The sequence below is a fragment of the Clostridium sp. AF23-6LB genome (assembly GCF_003461085.1).
Lineage (GTDB): Bacteria > Bacillota > Clostridia > Lachnospirales > Lachnospiraceae > Coprococcus > Coprococcus ammoniilyticus.
In genome coordinates, this window is record NZ_QTWK01000001.1 from 671,377 (window position 1) to 689,698 (window position 18,322).

The following is an 18,322-nucleotide window of genomic DNA, read 5'->3' on the forward strand; positions in this document are numbered from 1 at the left end:
GTTTTTGCCAAACTCCCCGATCTCTGCAAACAGAAACCGGGGAGTCCTATTTATTCTTATTCTACTGCATCAAGCAGGATCTGATAGCTTGGATAATTACCGGATACTACCGTAAACGGCATACCGAGCTCCATCAAAGCAGCTCCTGAATAAACAGTACCTGTTTTCTTATCCCGATAGGAACGTTCCGGCGCAAGCCCTCTCAATCGAATATAAAATACAGGATGATTACCATGTGTATTTAATAAAACAGCACCTACAACTGCATGTTTTTTTTCTTCATCGACAGACATCCATGCTCCATATTCCGCCTCAAACGGATTACTTAATCTGTAATAATCCCCTTTTAAAATAACCGGTGCTGCTTCATGATAGGTTTTGATCTGTTCACGGACTGCCGTCTTATCTTCCTCAGATAACTTTCCAAGATCCAGTTCATATCCGAATGCACCTGTCATGGCAACCACACCTCTGGTCTTCATGTCCGTCACTCTGCCGGTCTGATGATTCGGCACCGCAGATACATGGGCTCCCATCGTTGATAAAGGATAAGCAAACGATGTACCGTACTGGATACGGATACGGTCAACGGCATCTGTATTATCACTGCACCATATCTGTGGTGTATAATACAGCATACCCATATCAAACCTTCCGCCACCGCCGGAGCAGCCTTCCCATAACATATCCGGAAATGCCTGCGTCAGACGTTCCAGCAGGTCATATACACCAAGCATATAGTCATACATTACATTTCCCTGCCATACCATACTGTCGGAATATATATCACATAAGCTTCGATTCATATCCCATTTCACATAATTGATATCGCCCTGCCTGAGGACAGCTGCAATCTGTTCATAGATATGATCCACCACCTCCGGATTTGCAAAATCAAGTACAAGCTGATTTCTGCCGTGTACCGGATGTTTACCGGGAACCTGAATTGCCCACTCCGGATGTTTTCTGTAAAGATCACTGTTTTCTGAAACCATCTCCGGTTCTATCCAGATACCAAACTGAACACCTTTGTCATGAACCCGTTTTGTCAGCTCCGTAAGAGAACAGCCCAGCTTATCTTCATTTACAATCCAGTCACCTAGGGATGAATTATCATCATCTCTTGTGCCAAACCAGCCATCATCCATGACCAGAAGCTCTACACCAAGTGCTGCAGCCTGCTCCGCAAGATTAACGATCGCTTCACCATTAAAATCAAAATAACAGGCTTCCCAGCTATTTACAAGAACCGGACGGATCTGATCTTTATATTTCCCGCGACAGATATGCTCTCTCACCAAATGATGCATCTGATTGGATAGCTGTTCCATTCCATACGCTGAATATGACAGAACTGCTTCCGGGGCATAAAATGTCTGCTCCGGCTTTAATTGATAGGAAAAGAAATCCTCCTGAAGACCCATAACCAGACGGATCTGATCAAACTGATCTAATTCTACGCTTCCTTCAAAGCTTCCACTGTACACCAGTGATACACCATAACAGGCTCCGGCGGTCTCTGTTGTGCCATGTTCCGCAAGGATCATATATGGATTATACTGATGTCCGGACGTACCACGATTACTTCCGATCACCTGTCTGCCATGTGTTACCGGTGTTCGCTGCATATTCCGTTCCATTGCATGCCGTCCATAAAATGTCAGTACATCATAATCTCCATACAAAAGATCAAGACATGCGCTGGAAAGCTTCTCCAGATAGATTTCATTCTTTCCGACATTTGTAACTTTTACACTTCTGGTTATTACATCGCAGTCAGGTAATACGCCATATAATAATGTTACCTCTACACCGACTCTTTCGTCCTTCAGATATATGCACAGAGTCTGTGCAGCTTCAGAATGTGCTGCCGGAAGTCCCGGGAGATCATACTTACCATCCTGAATCTGATATCCTGTATAGCGAAGATCAAGTGCCATACAGCCATTTGCTTCACGGATCTTTCCTGCCGTTGTTCTGTAATCACCGGTTCCAAGAACAGGGAATTCCTGAGGAAGTGCATCTAGGGAATAAGTACGATCGTTTCCAAGATCATATGGATTTCCTGAAAAACCTCGATCATAGTAAGTCAGTATATAATCCATTTCCGAATCCAAGCGTTTTCCGTAATACAGATGAAGCAAATAATCATGTGTATCGGCCATCATCTGATAAGTGGTATGTTCCGTATGGAGAGAAAATATTCTTTTCTCTTTGTTATATATAATAGCCATAAATTAAGTCTCCTTTTATTTTACTGCTCCGTTTGCCACACCTGATATGATCTGTTTCTGACAAATAATATAGAAGATCAGAATCGGAAGTAACGCTAACAGATAAGATGCAAAAGCCAGATTGTAATTTGTTCCAAACTGAGTCTGGAAATTCAGCTGTGCAAGCGGAAGTGTATTCTGATCACCGGACATAATTACAAGCGGTGTCATAACGTCATTCCATGTGCCAAGAGCTGTAAGGATCGCAACCGTTGCATGCATTGGTTTCATATTCGGGAAGATGATCTTCCAGTAAGTCGTCCATGTAGTGGCTCCGTCAACACAAGCTGCCTCTTCCAGTTCAAGCGGAAGATTATTCAGATATCCTGCATATAACATTGTGTTCATCGGAAGATAAAATACTGTATAAAGTAATACCACACCAATCATATTTGCCAGTCCCATTTTTGCTGTCTGTTTTACAAGCGGCATCATCAAAATAGCAAATGGCACGAACATACCACTGACAAGATAAAGATAAATTCCATTATAGATCCGATTCTTTTTCTTGCTTCGTCCAAGTACATAACCGATCAGGGAATGTATTACGATCGATAATGCGATAGTTGCCAGTGTGATAAATAAACTGTTACCGAGAGAATGCCAGAAATCTGTTACCTCCATAGCTTCCTTAAAATTACTCAGACTCCAGTGCTGTGGAAGAGATAAGATTCCATGGATATCATTTGTCATCTCAGACGGCTGCTTAAATGCGATCATAACCGTCATATATAATGGGAACAGGATGGTTATAAGACCAAGGATCAACAGAATCGTAACCCCGATATTATATCGTTCTTTTCCTGTCTTAATCCCCTTTTCTTTATATTCTTTTCTGATCTGTCTCTGCGATTTTTTCATAACTGTTCCTCCTTCTTACCCAGGAAACGCATCTGTAATACAGATATCACTACGATTACTATAAAGAACACGACTGCATTTGCACTCTGGAATCCAAACTGTCCGCCACTCATACCATTGTTGTAGATCAGGTAGGAAATGGATTCTGTGCTCTGCGCAGGACCACCCTTTGTCAATGACATGATCTGGTCAAATACCATCAGGAAGTTCTTCATACAAAGGACTACATTAATTGTAAAAAACGGAAGGATCAGCGGAAATGTCAGATAACGGAATTTTGCAAATCCGGTTGCACCATCTAAAGATCCTGCTTCGTATACATCTTCCGGAACTGTCTGAAGACCGGATATATAAATGATCGTATTCATCGCGATCGACTGCCATGCACATACTACTGCGATCGCAAGCCAGGCCGTTTTAGAACTTGCCAGCATACTGTTTCCCTCAAAACCGAGCATGATTGCAATCTGTGGCAGAATATAAGTAAAGAAATAGTTAAAAATATAACCAACAACCAGACCGCCTAAGATATTTGGCAGGAAATACAGTCCACGAAGACCGCTCTTAAAACGAATCTTGCTGTTTAATGCCATCGCAAGGATCAGGCTGACAACATTTACGATGATCGTTGTTACTATAGCCAGTCTAAATGTAAACAGATAGGATGAACCAACTCTGGCATCATGAAAAAGATCAATATAGTTTCGAAAACCAACCCACTCATAGCTGCCATACCCACGGAAATTGGTAAAGCTGTAAATCGCACCCTGAATCAAAGGCAATGTGTTGAATGTAAAGAACAATGCTACGATAGGAATTGTGATCAACATAAATGTTCTGGATTTCCCGGACATTTTCTTTTTCTTTTTAGCAAACTTCATATCTTCTGTCTTTTTTGTATCCATTTCTATTCCTCCTCTCCGGAATGCTCCTGCTCATATTTGCGAACCTTTGTGATCAGGTCACGATTGTACCGTTTCCATTCCGTATCAAATTTCTTCAAAAACGCTTCTGTATCTCCATCTAACAGATAAGTCTGAATCAATGCATCTACTGCCATCTCAGATGGATAAAAATGATCCTGATAATCAGTCACGATTCCGTTGTCCAGATATTCCTGCATACCGTCTAACATAGATGCAAGCTTGAAATCACCTTTCTTACAAGGTACTGCATTCTGATTGTCTATATAGTCCTGTACATTTTCATCCTCTAACAGGAAACGGAGGACTTCATAGGCTGCTTCCTTATTCGGACAGTCTTCCATCACGCAGAACTGAAGGTCTACACCGGATGTCAGAACCATGTCATCCTTATTGTTAGAAGCCGGGAATACAAATGAATCAATATTGATATCCGGATTTACTGACTGGATCTGTGGTACAGCATAGCTTCCGATCATATACATTGCTGACTCACCTTTTGCAAATGCTGTACAAGCATCATTATAAGAATATGCAACCGGATTGGCTTCTCCATACTGAAGCAGGGTTTTCATTTCTTCCGCAACCTGAACATACTGATCGGAAAATGTCGTTTCTCCCTTATTAACATCCTTACATACGGTCGAAGATGTCAATGAAGCTACTGCACTGTTCCATGGAGAAAGACAGGTCCATGTATCCTTGTAGCCCATATAAAACGGAAGAATTCCTTCTGCTTTAATCTCATCACATAATGCAAGAAGCTCATCCCATGTTTCCGGGATCTTCCAGCCATGCTCCTCAAACATATCCCGGTTGTACAGGATACCGGCAGCATTTGCCACATATGGAACACTGTATGTTCCTTCTGTTGGAATAAATTTCAGATTCTCACAGATCGTCAGATAATTTTCCTTTATATCTGCCAGTCCATCAAAATCAGAAATATCCATCAACATATCGGCATCAATAAAATTCGAATAATTGATGTCACCGCCAATACCAATGATATCCGGATTATCTTCACGAACAAATCTGGTCTTCAACACCGTCATTGCATCGTTCGGAGAACTGATCTTCAATTCAATATCATCATGACTGGCATTAAACCGTTCCTCAACTTCTTCAAAATAAGAGGTTGCTTCCGGCTTGTACTGTACCAGTTCGATCACTGTTTTTCCGTCTTTATTATTCTTGCCACACCCCGCCAGTAAGCAGAAACCAGTCATCATTGTAAGTACAAATAATAGTTTTTTCCCTTTTAGCATAAATACATTTCTCCCTTCTTTTATAATATGCTTTTTTAAGTTATTTTCATTCTAACATATCATAATGCTTGTTAAAATATCGTAATAATTCCATTTTTATACCAAAATGCATTATTTTTGTCTCACTATTGCATTTATCTAGCATTTTGGTATATAGTAAAAAACAGTAGAGTTTATATTGTGTATTTGTTCTAATTTTGGGAGGTTTTTTTATGCATGAATACCTTTTTTCTATATTTCCAAATGAGAAATTTATAGATCTTGGACTATACCAGTACGGATGGGAACGCTGTGCACCGGCCCATCAGTTCGGTCCGGCTGCCAGAACCCACTATCTGTTTCATTATGTCATCTCCGGAACCGGACTTTTAATGGCACAGGACAAAAAAGGAGAGACTAGAAATTATTCGATCAAAAGCGGACAGGGCTTTCTTCTGTATCCGGGACAGATCAGCACCTATATCGCAGATGAGACAAACCCATGGGAATATACCTGGCTGGAATTTGATGGATTACGGGTAAAAGAAGCACTGGACATTGCCGGTTTTTCAAAAGACCAGCCCATCTATCATGCTACCTCAAAGGAATACCGGGAAATCATGATGAACGAAATGCTCTATATTGCCAATCACCCAAACGAACCGCCATTTCACCTGATCGGTCATTCCTACCTTTTTCTGGATGCACTCACCCGTTCCACCGCCTCTACCCAGATGATAAAAACCGGTAAAATGAGCGATTACTATATAAAAGAAGCAATCAACTTCGTAGAGCAGAATTTTCCTTATGACATCTCTATCGAAGATATAGCTGCCTGTTGCGGCATCAACCGCAGCTATCTGGGAAAGATATTTCATGATTCCATTGGCAAAACGCCACAGGAATTCCTGATAAACTATCGGATGTCCAAAGCAACAGAGCTGCTGAAAATGACTAAATTATCAATTGCAGATATAGGAAATGCAGTCGGCTATCCAAACCAACTGCATTTCTCAAGAGCTTTTAAAAATATATATGGTGTCTCCCCCAAAAACTGGCGGGACCAGAATCACTAACATAGAAACCCCTCCGGCAGATGATTATATATATGTGGTTTTATCTGTCGGAGGGGATTCGTTTCCTTAGTTATAGGTTCCACCTACGCCGGATCCGGCATTGAAGCCAAATAACGCACAACAGATCAGGTCGATGATAAAGACCGTGCTTAAGACAGCGCAGATCAGGATCTGTGTTTTCCGGCTCTTCTTATGCATAAAGCGGCTGAGCTTCGGCGCCGCGATATAGACACCGAACAGACTTCCGATGCCAAATGCAAGTAAGCCGACCAGACAGATCCTTCCATTTAAATTCAGGAAGAATTTCTTATAATTCCAGTAGTGGGAATTAAAGAAGAAATCCAGGATCCAGCTTGCGATATATTCGAGCACGCCACAGATACCCATAGACATCAAGAATAATTTCAATTTATCTGCCTTAAATCGGTCTAACAGGAAGATGATAACGACACCTCCGACACCATAGATTGGAAGCCACGGTCCATACATTGTTCCACGATTTACAAGCTCATGATCTCTGACGATATGGAGCATAACCTCCCACACCCAGCCGACAAAACAGAATGAGAAGAAGAAAAAGATGAAATCCGTCAACCGGTATTCACTCTTAATCTTGATTCCCTTTGGTACTTCTACTGCTGCATCCTGCAAGAGATATACCGGCACAGCAGTTTCTATACCTTTACAGTATGGTGCTCCGTCAAATGCACGCTCAACAAATGCTTCACTGTCTATTCTCTTTCTAAGATGAAAATACATCTCCACGTCGATCTCTACATCAAACGGTACTGCTACTAACAGACCGGCAATCGGAACAAGCTTTAACAGCATAACAGGAATGCATGACAGATCTGTTACGAACATCTTCCATTTGTATCCATTTGTCATTTCTTTGGATAAAGCTTTTGCCTCTTTCCAGCTAAGTGTCTGATTCTCTGCAACCAGATACGGAATCATCCGGTACTGATAGAATTTGTATATACCACCGACGATCGTAAGATTCCATAAGAACAGAACCACCTTATATACGAACATCGTCCAGATCAATCTCAATAAATGTTTAAAATGAAATGGTGCAAACATACGGTTGATTGATACTTTATCACTGTACCGGCACTCCATCGCATACCGATTCTTTCCAACGATGGCTGCACTCTGAATAAAGAAATGCACGATCATCATAATAAATGCGGATAACAGAAGTGCAATGATCACTTCTCCGGTATTACGTTCCAGATAGGCGGCATTTGCGCCTAACAGCTTAATGATCCATGTCTGACTCTTGGAAGCAACATCGATCAGTCCGATCACAAAATCCGAATGTATAAACGGAACATCCTTTACAATCGGTGTATTTACAGCATAGTCTTTTAAGATTTCCACGTTACTTGCTACATGCGAAGTATCCAGTCCGATTGCCTTGTCAATCCCATTTACAAATGTCGACTGTGCAAATTCATCGACACCTAAAAATGCAAAGATGAAGCAGACTGCAACCAGTGCAAGCCACGCCATCGTTCCACGCTTAAACACCGTGTTCCACGCGCCTTTTCTCAGTTCTTTTCGATTCCAGTTCATATTCTTATGCTCTCCTCCAGCTCTGCTTACTGTATAATCTCATACTGTAACAGCTCGTAGTGCAGCTTCGTTCCCTCTGCGATCCCATTCGGCAGCAAGGCTCTTGCAACCAGCTTATCTCTTCGGAACCATCCAGATTCTGCAGATGCGCATATTCTCCATCAATCTGTTTTACAATATAATCACAAACTAACATTTCCATATCTCCTATCAAAAGCGTTAGCCTGATTATACTATCTCTTTCGACAAAATTCTATCTTTATATGCAATTTGAAATTTACAAAAAAACTTCGCAATCAAAATAAACTGCCTGTACGCATACATTTAATCATTAGACAAATATATCCACCCGGAAAAGAATTCAATGCATTTTTCGTTATAAGATACACATTGTCAACAAATGCGGGTGTATGTCTGAGCCCAAAGGGCGAGTTCACACAGGAGCATTTGTGAATCAGACATGTGTATCGAATAGAAAATGCATTGATATTTTCAGAGTGGATATATCTGTCTAATGTTATACTGCTTATAAACAGTTTATTTTGATTGCGAAATTTTTGCTACTTTCCAAAATGGAATAAGCCCTTTTTCTCATATGGCTCACTGGTTGCGGAAAGCATCTCATAACCGATATCCTTGATTGCCTTCTTTGCAGCCTCAGTATCGATATTGTCCTCGCTGATGATCACCGTTTCCCCGCTCTTGGCAGAAGAAGTTACCTTTTTTACCTTGAAATTCTTACGGATCACATCATTCATGTGGGCTTCGCACATACCACACATCATTCCATCAATTTTTAAAGTTGTCTTTATCATCTCAATTCCTTCTTTCGTATTCATTATGTCGCATTTAATATATACCCCACATGGGTATATGTCAATTCTGTTTCTATTATATTGAGAATTAATTATCGCTTAATCGGATATTACTTCACAAATCACTTTTTGAAAAATCATGCTGTATAAAAAGGAAAAACCGGCAGTCCCTAATCTGCCGGTCATCACCGATATCCCCACATCGGTCTCACGCTCTTTTCTTTATACTAAATTCCCAAATGCACTGATCTATTATCGATCATAGTCAAATTATATCACCCTGCACCACTTTTTGTACACTAACCAAACGGATAGTATTTGCCATTTATTTCATTTATTTTTATCTTTTTTACCTCTTCTTATCGAATCAAACATACACGCACTGTCCAATTTGCGGGTTGTATTTTTATATAGTTCTGATTAAAATAGAAAAAAAGAAAGGAGCACCCCATGACAATTCAGGATTTTGTTTCTCTTTCAGGCGAGATATTGACACAATATTATGACAACAACATTACGCCATTTCTCGATGCATGCCATGAAGATATTCTGTGGATCGGTCCTGCCGAAAAACAGGTGATTCGCACAAAAAAAGTACTGGTCAACACATTTCTGTCTGAACAGCACGAATTAAAATTTGTTCTTCATGATCTGGTTATTACTCCTCTTGCTACGACCAGCAACCGGGTAGTTGAGATCATTATGTTCTTTATGGTTGATACGATATGGCCTGATAACAGCATGAATCGGGTTAATCAGAGGATTCATCTGTCCTGGATCATGAACAACGGAGTTCCTCAGATTCGGCTCTGCCATATCTCAAATGCTATCTCTTACGATGAACGAGATACCATCTATCCGGTGCATTACGATTCCAAATTCCGCGGAATGCCGCTTGCCGGCGTATCCCGCTCGGAACGTTTGTCGTTTAAGGGTACAGATAAATCTCTGCTTTTTCTGAATCGGAATCAGATCCTGTACATAGAATCCCATGGCAGACACTCCAATATCCATACAATCTCCGATTCCTACGAGATTACAGAAAGTCTGCTTTCTCTGGAAAAACGCTTCCCGGATTATTTCCTGCGTTGCCATCAGAGTTATTTGATCAATCCTGATTTCGCATCATCAATTGAACGTTTTAAACTTACAATGTCCGATGGCTTTGTAATCCCAATCCCGGAAAAGAAATATACTCAGGTAAAACGTCTGCTTCTGGATTTTATTAACGCCCGGTCATCAGGCACCGGAATTTAAAAGATCTTTAAACGGTGCAAATGCTGATGGAATCGCAATCTCCTGCTTCAGCTCTTCTAATGTAACCCAACGAAGATCTTTCGCCTGCTGTTCCATACATTCCATATAAAAGGCTTTCATATGCCATTCTACATGGGAAAAAATATGTGTATATGTTGTCTCCATCCAGATTTCTTTTGGGTGGAGATTTTTTGACGTTACATACGAAAGGATCTCCTGTGTGCTGTAGCTTCCGGGAAGATTCGGAAATTCCCACAATCCATGTAACAACCCTTTCTCTGTCCGCTTCCGTATCGCAACCTTATCTTCATACCGAAGCATCAGCACCGCTTTTTCTTCCACTTTCCGTTTCTTCTTTGCTTCACGAACCGGATACTGCTGCCAGGAATCATGCTTATGAGCTTTACACAATTCCTGTAGTGGACATACCTCACATTTTGGCGCACCATTTGGCAGACAGATTGTTGCTCCAACCTCCATCAGACTCTGTGTCAGCATATCGCAATGTCCATACCGGTACACCTGCAGAAGCTCCTCCCGGATTTTCTTCTTTACTGCCTGCTTGTCGATATTTGACGGATCTTCCATCACTCTGGTATATACCCGGAGAACATTTCCGTCCACCGCAGGAGTTGGCAGATCAAAGCAGATCGAGCCGATTGCTCCCGCCGTATATTCTCCGATTCCCGGCAGGCTCAGGATCTCATCGTATTCTGCAGGGAAGTTTCCCTGCCATTCTATCACCACTTCTCCTGCTGCCTTTTTCAGATTTCTTGCACGGTTATAATATCCAAGTCCTTCCCAAAGTTTCATCAGGCGGTCATCATCTACCTCTGCCAGCGCCTCAATCGTCGGAAGCTCCTGCAAAAACGTTCTGTAATATTCTTTTACTGCTTCCACTCTCGTCTGCTGCAGCATGATCTCCGACAACCATACATGATACGGTTCTTTATCTTTTCTCCATGGAAGATCTCTGGCATGCTCCGGATACCATGCGATCAAATTGTCCGCGATCTGCTTATATACATTCTGCATAAACTCATTCCATCCTGTTGCGTTTTTGTATTTTATCTCTATCAATGACCAGAGCGGCAATTTTTTATTTTTTTGCCGTTCCGGTCATTTTGATAAGAATAATAATTATACACTTAAAATCTTCTTCCGCCCATGCCACACATAGGCTTTTCTTCTGTCTCCGGTGTTTCTACTACATAATTTGTGCGAAATGCAGCATTTACTTCTGCAATTTCTTTCTTGCCATCAATGTAATCTCTGAAATATTCCATCAAATTCATACCGGAATTCTCACAGCCTTCTTCTTCCTCCCACTGTTTTACAAGTGCAATTCGTTCTGATTTTGTTGTGTCTTTAATTAATGTACTTTTCATCTGAAATTACCTTCCTTTTTTCTTTTTTTCCGGGATCTCGATTCCTCTTGCTTCTAACAGTTCCTTCAATGACTGTGGCTCATAATTCATATACGGTTGCATACAACCGACATTGATCGCCAGGAAATCCTGGTCTTCCTCATGAAGATCCTTGCGTTCATTCAGCCGCTTTATGCAGTCCTGAAAAAACACATCCTCCGGGGATCGGTGTGTATGCCCATACAACAGGATATTCCCTCTATGCTGACCATTCCAGAACAGGATTGGATAATGACAAAGCACCAGCTTATATGCATTTCCTCGAATGTTGTCTGTAATCTCTTTGTAATTACAAACCTCCTCAAATAACTGCCGGAGCCTGTAATCTGACAGATCATCATGGTTCCCATGCACAAGAATCTTATGTCCTTTTAACTGCGCAACGAGTGCAATCAATTCTTCACTTTTTCCCCGCTTACTGAGGTCGCCAAGGATATAGACCGTATCACCATTTGTCACCTTCCGGTTCCATCTGGCAAGCATATCGGTATGCATTTCTTCCAGTGTCTTATAATCTCTCTCATCATATCCGCTTCCGCTGCCTGCAAGCTGACTGGCACAGCAGAAATGCAGATCGCTGATATAATAATTCATTCCGTGTTTTCACCTCGCAATGTCCTTATGACATTTTTCCTCTCACCAGTTTACATTCTACCAAATAGGTATATCAATTCATCCAGTGGATCTGTTCTCCCTGAACCAGTGGATATCTAAAAAGCTCGGAACCGTCCAGATCACAATGGTGCATATCCACACCTGTGATCTGGTGGTTGTCGTATGTTGTATAATAATAAATTCCTTTATCTGCATTACAGCAGGAAGTATAGAGTGTGATCTCATATTTGCCATCTGCCACTTCACAGCATCCACGCTGCTGATCGACCGATCCGAGAATATGGAAGAACTGGCTGATACTCTCAGCCTCGCTGTCACCGGATTTCGAATTCATTTTTGTAAATGCGACCTTCGCAAATCGTGACGCTGACGACAGATCACCCGGCAAACCAAGTGCACCCATGCCCCTGCTGTAAGACTGTAACTGCAGCTGCTCTGCGAAAGTATTTTCCGGCTGCTTCGGAGATAAGCCCTGATAATTATTCAATAAAAACATCTGTGTCTCAAATGGTGGATTGTTCGTGAGAACTCCGACCGGATTCTCATGTATATGCATTCCATCCGCCATACACTCAACTGTGATCGCAGCATTTCGATCTGCTATGATCCAGTGTAACTGTGCCGATGGAAGCTGTTCGCTGAAAGGTGTTCCGACCAGATTCATCCGGTCAAGCAATGCCCGTACCTCGTCCAGATCCGCACACTGTCCAAGTATCCACGGGATAAATTCAAACTGTGCAACATTATCCCTACCAGCTTCTACTGCCTGATAAACTGCATTTCCAACAAAATTAAGTCCCGCCATACCAACACCCTTTTCATTGATCGCATCATAATAAAGCGGATATCCACCTGCCACATGCGCCATGCCAATGATCGCATAATGAGAATACCTCTTTCCCATATGACGAAACTCAAACGGGAACTTTCTCGGTGTCACCGTAATCTCATCCCCATAAGAAAATTCATAATCTAACGTTCTGCCAAAATAAAAATCCTTCGTTTTATACGTCGCTGCTGTACACATCTATAACCATCATCCTTTCCTGTTTTCTCAATTTTGCAATCTTGCACTCATCAAGTTCAAAATTATATTCTTATTATTTTCATATACTACACATGTTACTATTAGCATTCGCATAAAACAATGGTTCAATTATAAAAGAATTATAAAAAGCGGCATTCTTGCAAAAGCATTTCCGTATAACCAGCTATTCACTATAATATAACATCAGCGAGGATTTCGTTATGACATGCACATTGCCAGTAAATGCGAGTGCTTGTATGAGCCGAAGGCGAGTTGCACAGGAGCATTTACGAATCAGGCATGTGCATGGAATAGAAACCACAGCGAGTTATATATAGTGAGTAGCTGATTATACAGAAATGTCTCTGCAAGAATGACGCTTCCAGATTCTATTCTTCCATGTATTCAATATAATCTGTTTCATCCGCAAAAAGCTGGTATCTTCCATCTACATATCCCATATAACCTTCCGTTACAAAATATCCTTTTATCATAATTCCGATCTCCTGTACATTTGTTCTGTCCTATAAAGTTCCGATTTTCTTTGAATTTCCTGTATTTTTATACAGTCAACCCGTTTATGGCTTTATATTACAGTTTTATATGCACAAAAAATCGTACATCTTTTAAACCAGCAAAATATCAGACAGATTTGCCTGAATTCCTGCTGCCACCTCCGGCTTGTTCATGGAATATACATGAATGTGCTTTACGCCATTTGCCAGAAGATCTATGATCTGATCAGTCGCATAAGCAATACCTGCCTGCTTCATTGCAGCTTCGGTATCTCCAAACCGGTCAACAATATTCTTGAAACGTTCTGGCACATTGCAGCCGGATAATTTGACGGCATTTTTCACCTGAACCCGCTTCGTGATCGGCATGATTCCCGGAATCACCGGCACAGCAATCCCTGCTTCTCTGATACGATACATGAAATTAAAGAAAATATTGTTATCAAAAAACATCTGTGTAGTCAGATATTCACATCCCGCTTCCACTTTCTTTTTCAGGTTTGCAATATCATCCTGCTTGTTTGCAGAATCCGGATGAACCTCCGGATAACAAGCTCCGCCCACACAGAAGTCTCCGCTCTCTTTTATTAATTTTACCAGCTCCGATGCGTGAGCAAAATCAGTAAATACCTGTCCATCATAATTCTTTGGAATATCCCCACGAAGTGCCAGGATATTTTCAATCCCTGCATTTTTCATTTCAGAAAGTGCTGTCCGGATGCTGTCTTTATTTGCGCATACACAGGTCAGATGCGCAATCGTCGGAACTCCGTATTTTTCTTGAATCTCATTTGCAAGCTTGATCGTATGTCCTTTTGTGCTGCCACCCGCTCCATATGTAACACTCATATAACTCGGCCGTAATGCCGCAATTCCAAGTGCCGCAGCTTCCACACTTGCAAAATCTGTATCCTTCTTCGGTGGAAAAACCTCAAATGACAATGTTGCTTTCTCCTGCCCTATAATATCTCTTATCTTCATGTATTTCCTCCTGTCATTTCATCTTTTTTGTATATCTGCAGTTGGGATAATTCGTGCATCCCAGAAATTTACCATATTTTCCTCTTTTATATACTATTTTTCCGCCACATTTAGGACAGATCCGCTGAACTTCCTTATTATTTTTTCTGATATTCTGTGCTTCCTTAATTCTCTTAACATGCCCAACTCTCAGGTCGCTAGATGCTTCATTAATTGTCTTAATTCGATCCGCCAACTGTTTGATTTCATCTTGTGTAAAAACAGGTTCTTTATATGATTTTATAACCTTTTTCACCTGTAAGATATGAACCACATAATCTCTACTTTTTACTTTTATTGTTGAATTTGCTGAAAAAGCAACAATGGATATAAATTTTTCTTCCGACAATCCCAATATTGTGCTCAAATTTTTTATATGACCATAATTCTGTCGTATTGGATTATAAAATTTATATTTTTTACCATACATATTTTTTGTCCATTGCTCAGCATATGGACTTCCTGTAATCCATCCTTTATAATTCTTCGTCTCAATTACAAAAATTCCATATAAAGAAACAACAATATGATCAATCTGAGTACTTCCCTTTTCTGTCGGCAGCATCACATCATTTAAAATAATATAATCACTATCTGGTAATGTCGCTAAAACCACCGATACTTTCTTTTCCCCGATTATTCCTTTAACCTTTGCCTGCAGCCATCCAACTAATATACCCGCTACAGCAAAACCTATTATAACCCAAATTGGCCAGTTCATAACATACCTCCCCTTATACTTTTCTCGGATGCCCCTATTATATAAATTCTACAATAATATGACAATAAAAACATTCTTTTCTGCCACACCATGAAAACTTTCGAAAAGTTTGCTGGCGTAATCCCATATTTTCCTGTATAGTATATGGGTATGTAATTTGTTTGGAGGAGTTATCAAAAGATGAAAAAACGTGAATCATTTAACAACAAATGGGGATTTGTCCTCGCCTGTATCGGCTCAGCGGTTGGCATGGGTAATATCTGGATGTTCCCAACCAGAGTATCCCTCTATGGCGGAGGCTCTTATCTGATCCCTTACTTCATATTCGTTATCCTGATCGGATTCACCGGTGTGATCGGCGAAATGAGTTTCGGACGTGCTACCAAATCCGGTCCGGTCGACGCTTTCGGCTATGCCTGTGGAACAAAGGGTAAACAAAAACTTGGCGAACTTCTTGGTTTTATACCGGTACTTGGCGCACTTGCCATGGCGATCGGCTATACTGTCGTAATGGGCTGGATCTTAAAATATATGATCGGTGCATTTACCGGTTCAACACTTGCACCGGAAAATGTAGAATCCTTTGGTGCCGCATTTGGCTCAACCGCTTCTGCATTCGGCAATAACCTGTGGCAGATCATTGCACTCGCTGTCGGCATTATCATTCTGATGTTTGGTATCGGAAACGGAATCGAAAAGGCAAATAAGATCCTGATGCCTCTGTTCTTTATCCTGTTTATCATTCTTGCGATCTATACCGCCTGCCAGCCGGGTGCTGCCGAAGGATATAAATATATCTTTCGGATCGAGCCAAAGGTTCTCGCCGATCCAAAGACATGGATCTACGCACTTGGCCAGGCATTTTTCTCCCTGTCTGTTGCAGGAAATGGGACACTGATCTATGGCTCTTATCTGCCGGACGAAGAAAATATACCGGAAGCTGCCGGACAGGTTGCTTTATTTGATACGATCGCTGCGTTACTTGCAGCCCTCGTTATCATTCCGGTTATGGCAACGACCGGTGCGCAGTTAGACCAGGGTGGTCCGGGACTTATGTTCATCTATCTGCCTGCCCTGTTCAAATCTATGCCGGGCGGACATATCATCGCCATGATCTTCTTCGTTGCAGTATTCTTTGCAGGCTTGTCCTCATTGATCAATCTGTACGAAGCTCCGATCGCAACGATTCAGGAAAAGCTTGGATTAAATCGTAAATTATCCTGTGGTGTGATCGCAGGAATCGGCGTGATCGTATCCATCTGTATTCAGGGAATCGTATCCGGCTGGATGGATGTTCTGTCCATCTATATCTGCCCGCTTGGTGCAGGACTTGCCGGAATCATGTTCTTCTGGGTATGCGGTAAGAAATATGTAGAGGAGCAGGTAAACCTTGGACGTGAAAAGAAGTTCACAGACAAATTCCTGCCAATCTGTAAATATGTCTATTGCCCTATCTGCATTCTGGTTTTAATACTTGGAATCGCATTAGGCGGAATCGGCTAAAACAGGGATAATGCGAGATTCAGATACTTCTATTTATAACAATACCCCTATTGAATAACACACTACGATTTCTGTTCGATGCACATGCCTGATTCGTAAATGCTCCTGTGCAAACTCGCCCTTTGGGCTCAAACATGCACCCGCATTTACTGGCAATGTGCATTCTCACAACGAAATCTCGTTCATGTTATATCAATAGGGGTATTATTATAAATATAAAATATCTGAATCTCGGCATTACTCCTCGTCATTAGGAATGCCATTTGCCAGGTATTCATTCCACTTGGCGTTGTTACGCTCCAGTTCTTTTTTCTGCATGATGCGGTTGCGGTCTGTGAGGATCGCGAGCATCTCATCTACGACCTCCTCCATAGGAAGGGTCTGATAATGTGACAAATAGCCGATCATACGACCGGCTGTAAAATCTGTATTCAGATTCTGTGTTATAACCTCGCAGAATTCCACCGGATAGCCCCGGTCAAGCATCATCTGATATAGGTTTTTACTTGCTTCTGATCTTGGTTTCATTTATGATCACCTGACTATTCTTTCGATATATATCTGCATATCCAATTATGCATCCAAACGGTTCGCTGATCGTCCGATCTGCTCTCCCATTTTCACCAGTGTTTCCATTCCTGATCCGGTATGTTCCAATAAATCCCGATCCGGTATCACAACATTCTTCTGTGTCAGCAGAATGATCGTTGAACCGCCGAATTCAAATCGTCCTTTTTCAACACCCTTATGAACAAATCCCAAGCCTTGCTGATTATTACTGATCTTACCAACCATCAATGCCCCGACTTCCATCTGAAGAAGCGTTCCAAACCGCTCCGTCTTTATCAGACAATACTCTCTGGAATTCATCTTGTAGATCGGACAGACATCATTTGCAACCGGGTTCACCGTATGCAGAATTCCTGCTATCTTACGCTGTTCGGATTTTCTTCCATCTGCTGCATAGCAATACCTGTGATAATCATCTACCGTCAACCGGATCACATAAATATGTCCGTCCAGATACCTCTTAGCCAGCTTCTTGTCCTGCAACAACTGTTCCAATGTATACTCGGTGTGTTTAATAAGAAAATGTCCGTTTTCATGGATCTTATACACACTGACCTTTCCATCACTTGGGCTGACCAGCGCATTTGCATCCGGATTAACCGGTCGTTCTTCTGCTCTGATCTTTCGAGTGAAAAAATCATTATATGAATCAAATATCTGTTTCTCATATAAGGACAGATCAATGCCATTCTTCTTTACAAACCCCGGAACTGCCAGTCCTGAAATCCGGGTATCCAAAAATGTCCCGCCTATGCGGGACACTATCGGTGACAGAAAGGGACGGATCAGACACCTCGTCACTGCATGTCCATAGATAAATGCAAGCAGGCGATCCTGACCGGTCTCGCCCTGTCTTTTATGTCCTTTTCGATCTATATATATGATACTCATTTT

At 41.5% G+C, this 18,322-nt stretch carries 18 protein-coding genes; 3 read left to right on the plus strand and 15 right to left on the minus strand.

The features are described from left to right. Window positions 1–56: 56 nt before the first annotated feature. The 4 genes from DWY07_RS03035 to DWY07_RS03050 are packed head-to-tail and all read right to left on the minus strand — an operon-like array spanning window position 57 to window position 5,325. The gene (locus DWY07_RS03035; protein WP_117807120.1) at window positions 57–2,234 is read right to left on the minus strand and encodes an alpha-galactosidase; all 2,178 of its coding nucleotides are present in this window, start codon (window positions 2,232–2,234) and stop codon (window positions 57–59) included. A 15-nt stretch (window positions 2,235–2,249) separates the two neighbouring features. Further along, window positions 2,250–3,134, minus strand: a complete 885-nt coding sequence (locus DWY07_RS03040) for a carbohydrate ABC transporter permease (RefSeq protein WP_173783791.1) — start codon at window positions 3,132–3,134, stop codon at window positions 2,250–2,252. Next, window positions 3,131–3,988: a sugar ABC transporter permease gene (locus DWY07_RS03045; RefSeq protein WP_347465184.1), complete on the minus strand. Its 858-nt coding sequence runs from the start codon at window positions 3,986–3,988 to the stop codon at window positions 3,131–3,133. Before DWY07_RS03045 ends, DWY07_RS03040 begins: the two co-directional genes overlap by 4 nt. A gap of 53 nt (window positions 3,989–4,041) precedes the next feature. Further along, on the minus strand, window positions 4,042–5,325 hold the full coding sequence (locus tag DWY07_RS03050; protein WP_117822174.1) for an extracellular solute-binding protein: 1,284 nt from the start codon (window positions 5,323–5,325) through the stop codon (window positions 4,042–4,044). A 212-nt stretch (window positions 5,326–5,537) separates the two neighbouring features. On the opposite strand from DWY07_RS03050, the gene DWY07_RS03055 reads away from it, so the two are divergent. Next, window positions 5,538–6,380: an AraC family transcriptional regulator gene (locus tag DWY07_RS03055; protein ID WP_021943318.1), complete on the plus strand. Its 843-nt coding sequence runs from the start codon at window positions 5,538–5,540 to the stop codon at window positions 6,378–6,380. A 66-nt stretch (window positions 6,381–6,446) separates the two neighbouring features. Here DWY07_RS03055 and DWY07_RS03060 read toward each other — a convergent pair whose 3' ends face one another. The 3 genes from DWY07_RS03060 to DWY07_RS03070 form a co-directional block, all read right to left on the minus strand. Continuing rightward, window positions 6,447–7,958 carry a DUF975 family protein gene (locus DWY07_RS03060; RefSeq protein WP_117807115.1) on the minus strand — a complete coding sequence of 504 codons (1,512 nt, stop codon included), beginning with the start codon at window positions 7,956–7,958 and terminating at the stop codon, window positions 6,447–6,449. 4 nt (window positions 7,959–7,962) lie between these two features. Further along, the gene (locus DWY07_RS03065) at window positions 7,963–8,154 is read right to left on the minus strand and encodes a hypothetical protein (protein ID WP_330584350.1); all 192 of its coding nucleotides are present in this window, start codon (window positions 8,152–8,154) and stop codon (window positions 7,963–7,965) included. Window positions 8,155–8,518: 364 nt separating this feature from the next. Then, window positions 8,519–8,773 carry a heavy metal-associated domain-containing protein gene (locus DWY07_RS03070; protein WP_021943313.1) on the minus strand — a complete coding sequence of 85 codons (255 nt, stop codon included), beginning with the start codon at window positions 8,771–8,773 and terminating at the stop codon, window positions 8,519–8,521. Between the two features lie 450 nt (window positions 8,774–9,223). Between DWY07_RS03070 and DWY07_RS03075 the strand changes: the two genes are divergently transcribed. Further along, complete coding sequence (locus tag DWY07_RS03075) at window positions 9,224–10,030, plus strand: LytTR family DNA-binding domain-containing protein (RefSeq protein ID WP_117822175.1); 807 nt, start codon at window positions 9,224–9,226, stop codon at window positions 10,028–10,030. On the opposite strand, the gene mutY is transcribed toward DWY07_RS03075, so the two are convergent. From mutY to DWY07_RS03105, 6 genes are all read right to left on the minus strand, one after another. After that, window positions 10,013–11,065: an A/G-specific adenine glycosylase gene (mutY, locus tag DWY07_RS03080; protein WP_117807112.1), complete on the minus strand. Its 1,053-nt coding sequence runs from the start codon at window positions 11,063–11,065 to the stop codon at window positions 10,013–10,015. The genes DWY07_RS03075 and mutY overlap by 18 nt on opposite strands. Window positions 11,066–11,178: 113 nt before the next feature. After that, complete coding sequence (locus tag DWY07_RS03085) at window positions 11,179–11,418, minus strand: hypothetical protein (RefSeq protein ID WP_008399828.1); 240 nt, start codon at window positions 11,416–11,418, stop codon at window positions 11,179–11,181. A gap of 6 nt (window positions 11,419–11,424) precedes the next feature. Next, a complete protein-coding gene (locus DWY07_RS03090) occupies window positions 11,425–12,051 on the minus strand; it encodes a metallophosphoesterase (protein WP_021943307.1) in 627 nt (208 codons plus the stop codon). A gap of 73 nt (window positions 12,052–12,124) precedes the next feature. Continuing rightward, window positions 12,125–13,099, minus strand: coding sequence for a choloylglycine hydrolase (gene bsh / locus DWY07_RS03095; protein WP_021943306.1), 975 nt, complete (start codon window positions 13,097–13,099; stop codon window positions 12,125–12,127). Between the two features lie 626 nt (window positions 13,100–13,725). Then, on the minus strand, window positions 13,726–14,595 hold the full coding sequence (gene metF, locus DWY07_RS03100; protein WP_021943305.1) for a methylenetetrahydrofolate reductase [NAD(P)H]: 870 nt from the start codon (window positions 14,593–14,595) through the stop codon (window positions 13,726–13,728). A gap of 13 nt (window positions 14,596–14,608) precedes the next feature. Further along, window positions 14,609–15,355 carry an NERD domain-containing protein gene (locus DWY07_RS03105; RefSeq protein WP_117822331.1) on the minus strand — a complete coding sequence of 249 codons (747 nt, stop codon included), beginning with the start codon at window positions 15,353–15,355 and terminating at the stop codon, window positions 14,609–14,611. Window positions 15,356–15,535: 180 nt separating this feature from the next. Between DWY07_RS03105 and DWY07_RS03110 the strand changes: the two genes are divergently transcribed. Continuing rightward, window positions 15,536–16,858, plus strand: coding sequence for a sodium-dependent transporter (locus DWY07_RS03110; RefSeq protein ID WP_117807108.1), 1,323 nt, complete (start codon window positions 15,536–15,538; stop codon window positions 16,856–16,858). A gap of 237 nt (window positions 16,859–17,095) precedes the next feature. Here the strand turns inward: DWY07_RS03110 and DWY07_RS03115 are convergent, their stop codons facing one another. Continuing rightward, a complete protein-coding gene (locus DWY07_RS03115; RefSeq protein ID WP_117807107.1) occupies window positions 17,096–17,386 on the minus strand; it encodes a hypothetical protein in 291 nt (96 codons plus the stop codon). A 45-nt stretch (window positions 17,387–17,431) separates the two neighbouring features. Then, on the minus strand, window positions 17,432–18,319 hold the full coding sequence (locus DWY07_RS03120) for a phosphatidylserine decarboxylase (protein WP_117822176.1): 888 nt from the start codon (window positions 18,317–18,319) through the stop codon (window positions 17,432–17,434). Window positions 18,320–18,322: the final 3 nt, after the last annotated feature.

Coding starts and splice junctions, on each gene's coding strand:
- DWY07_RS03045 (WP_347465184.1), bottom strand. CDS start 3,988: ATGTCCGGGAAATCCAGAACATTTATGTTGATCACAATTCCTATCGTA.
- DWY07_RS03090 (WP_021943307.1), bottom strand. CDS start 12,051: ATGAATTATTATATCAGCGATCTGCATTTCTGCTGTGCCAGTCAGCTT.
- DWY07_RS03115 (WP_117807107.1), bottom strand. CDS start 17,386: ATGAAACCAAGATCAGAAGCAAGTAAAAACCTATATCAGATGATGCTT.
- DWY07_RS03105 (WP_117822331.1), bottom strand. CDS start 15,355: ATGAACTGGCCAATTTGGGTTATAATAGGTTTTGCTGTAGCGGGTATA.
- DWY07_RS03055 (WP_021943318.1), top strand. CDS start 5,538: ATGCATGAATACCTTTTTTCTATATTTCCAAATGAGAAATTTATAGAT.
- mutY (WP_117807112.1), bottom strand. CDS start 11,065: ATGCAGAATGTATATAAGCAGATCGCGGACAATTTGATCGCATGGTAT.
- DWY07_RS03120 (WP_117822176.1), bottom strand. CDS start 18,319: ATGAGTATCATATATATAGATCGAAAAGGACATAAAAGACAGGGCGAG.
- DWY07_RS03085 (WP_008399828.1), bottom strand. CDS start 11,418: ATGAAAAGTACATTAATTAAAGACACAACAAAATCAGAACGAATTGCA.
- DWY07_RS03060 (WP_117807115.1), bottom strand. CDS start 7,958: ATGAACTGGAATCGAAAAGAACTGAGAAAAGGCGCGTGGAACACGGTG.
- DWY07_RS03035 (WP_117807120.1), bottom strand. CDS start 2,234: ATGGCTATTATATATAACAAAGAGAAAAGAATATTTTCTCTCCATACG.
- DWY07_RS03110 (WP_117807108.1), top strand. CDS start 15,536: ATGAAAAAACGTGAATCATTTAACAACAAATGGGGATTTGTCCTCGCC.
- DWY07_RS03040 (WP_173783791.1), bottom strand. CDS start 3,134: ATGAAAAAATCGCAGAGACAGATCAGAAAAGAATATAAAGAAAAGGGG.
- DWY07_RS03075 (WP_117822175.1), top strand. CDS start 9,224: ATGACAATTCAGGATTTTGTTTCTCTTTCAGGCGAGATATTGACACAA.
- metF (WP_021943305.1), bottom strand. CDS start 14,595: ATGAAGATAAGAGATATTATAGGGCAGGAGAAAGCAACATTGTCATTT.
- DWY07_RS03065 (WP_330584350.1), bottom strand. CDS start 8,154: ATGTTAGTTTGTGATTATATTGTAAAACAGATTGATGGAGAATATGCG.
- DWY07_RS03050 (WP_117822174.1), bottom strand. CDS start 5,325: ATGCTAAAAGGGAAAAAACTATTATTTGTACTTACAATGATGACTGGT.
- bsh (WP_021943306.1), bottom strand. CDS start 13,099: ATGTGTACAGCAGCGACGTATAAAACGAAGGATTTTTATTTTGGCAGA.
- DWY07_RS03070 (WP_021943313.1), bottom strand. CDS start 8,773: ATGATAAAGACAACTTTAAAAATTGATGGAATGATGTGTGGTATGTGC.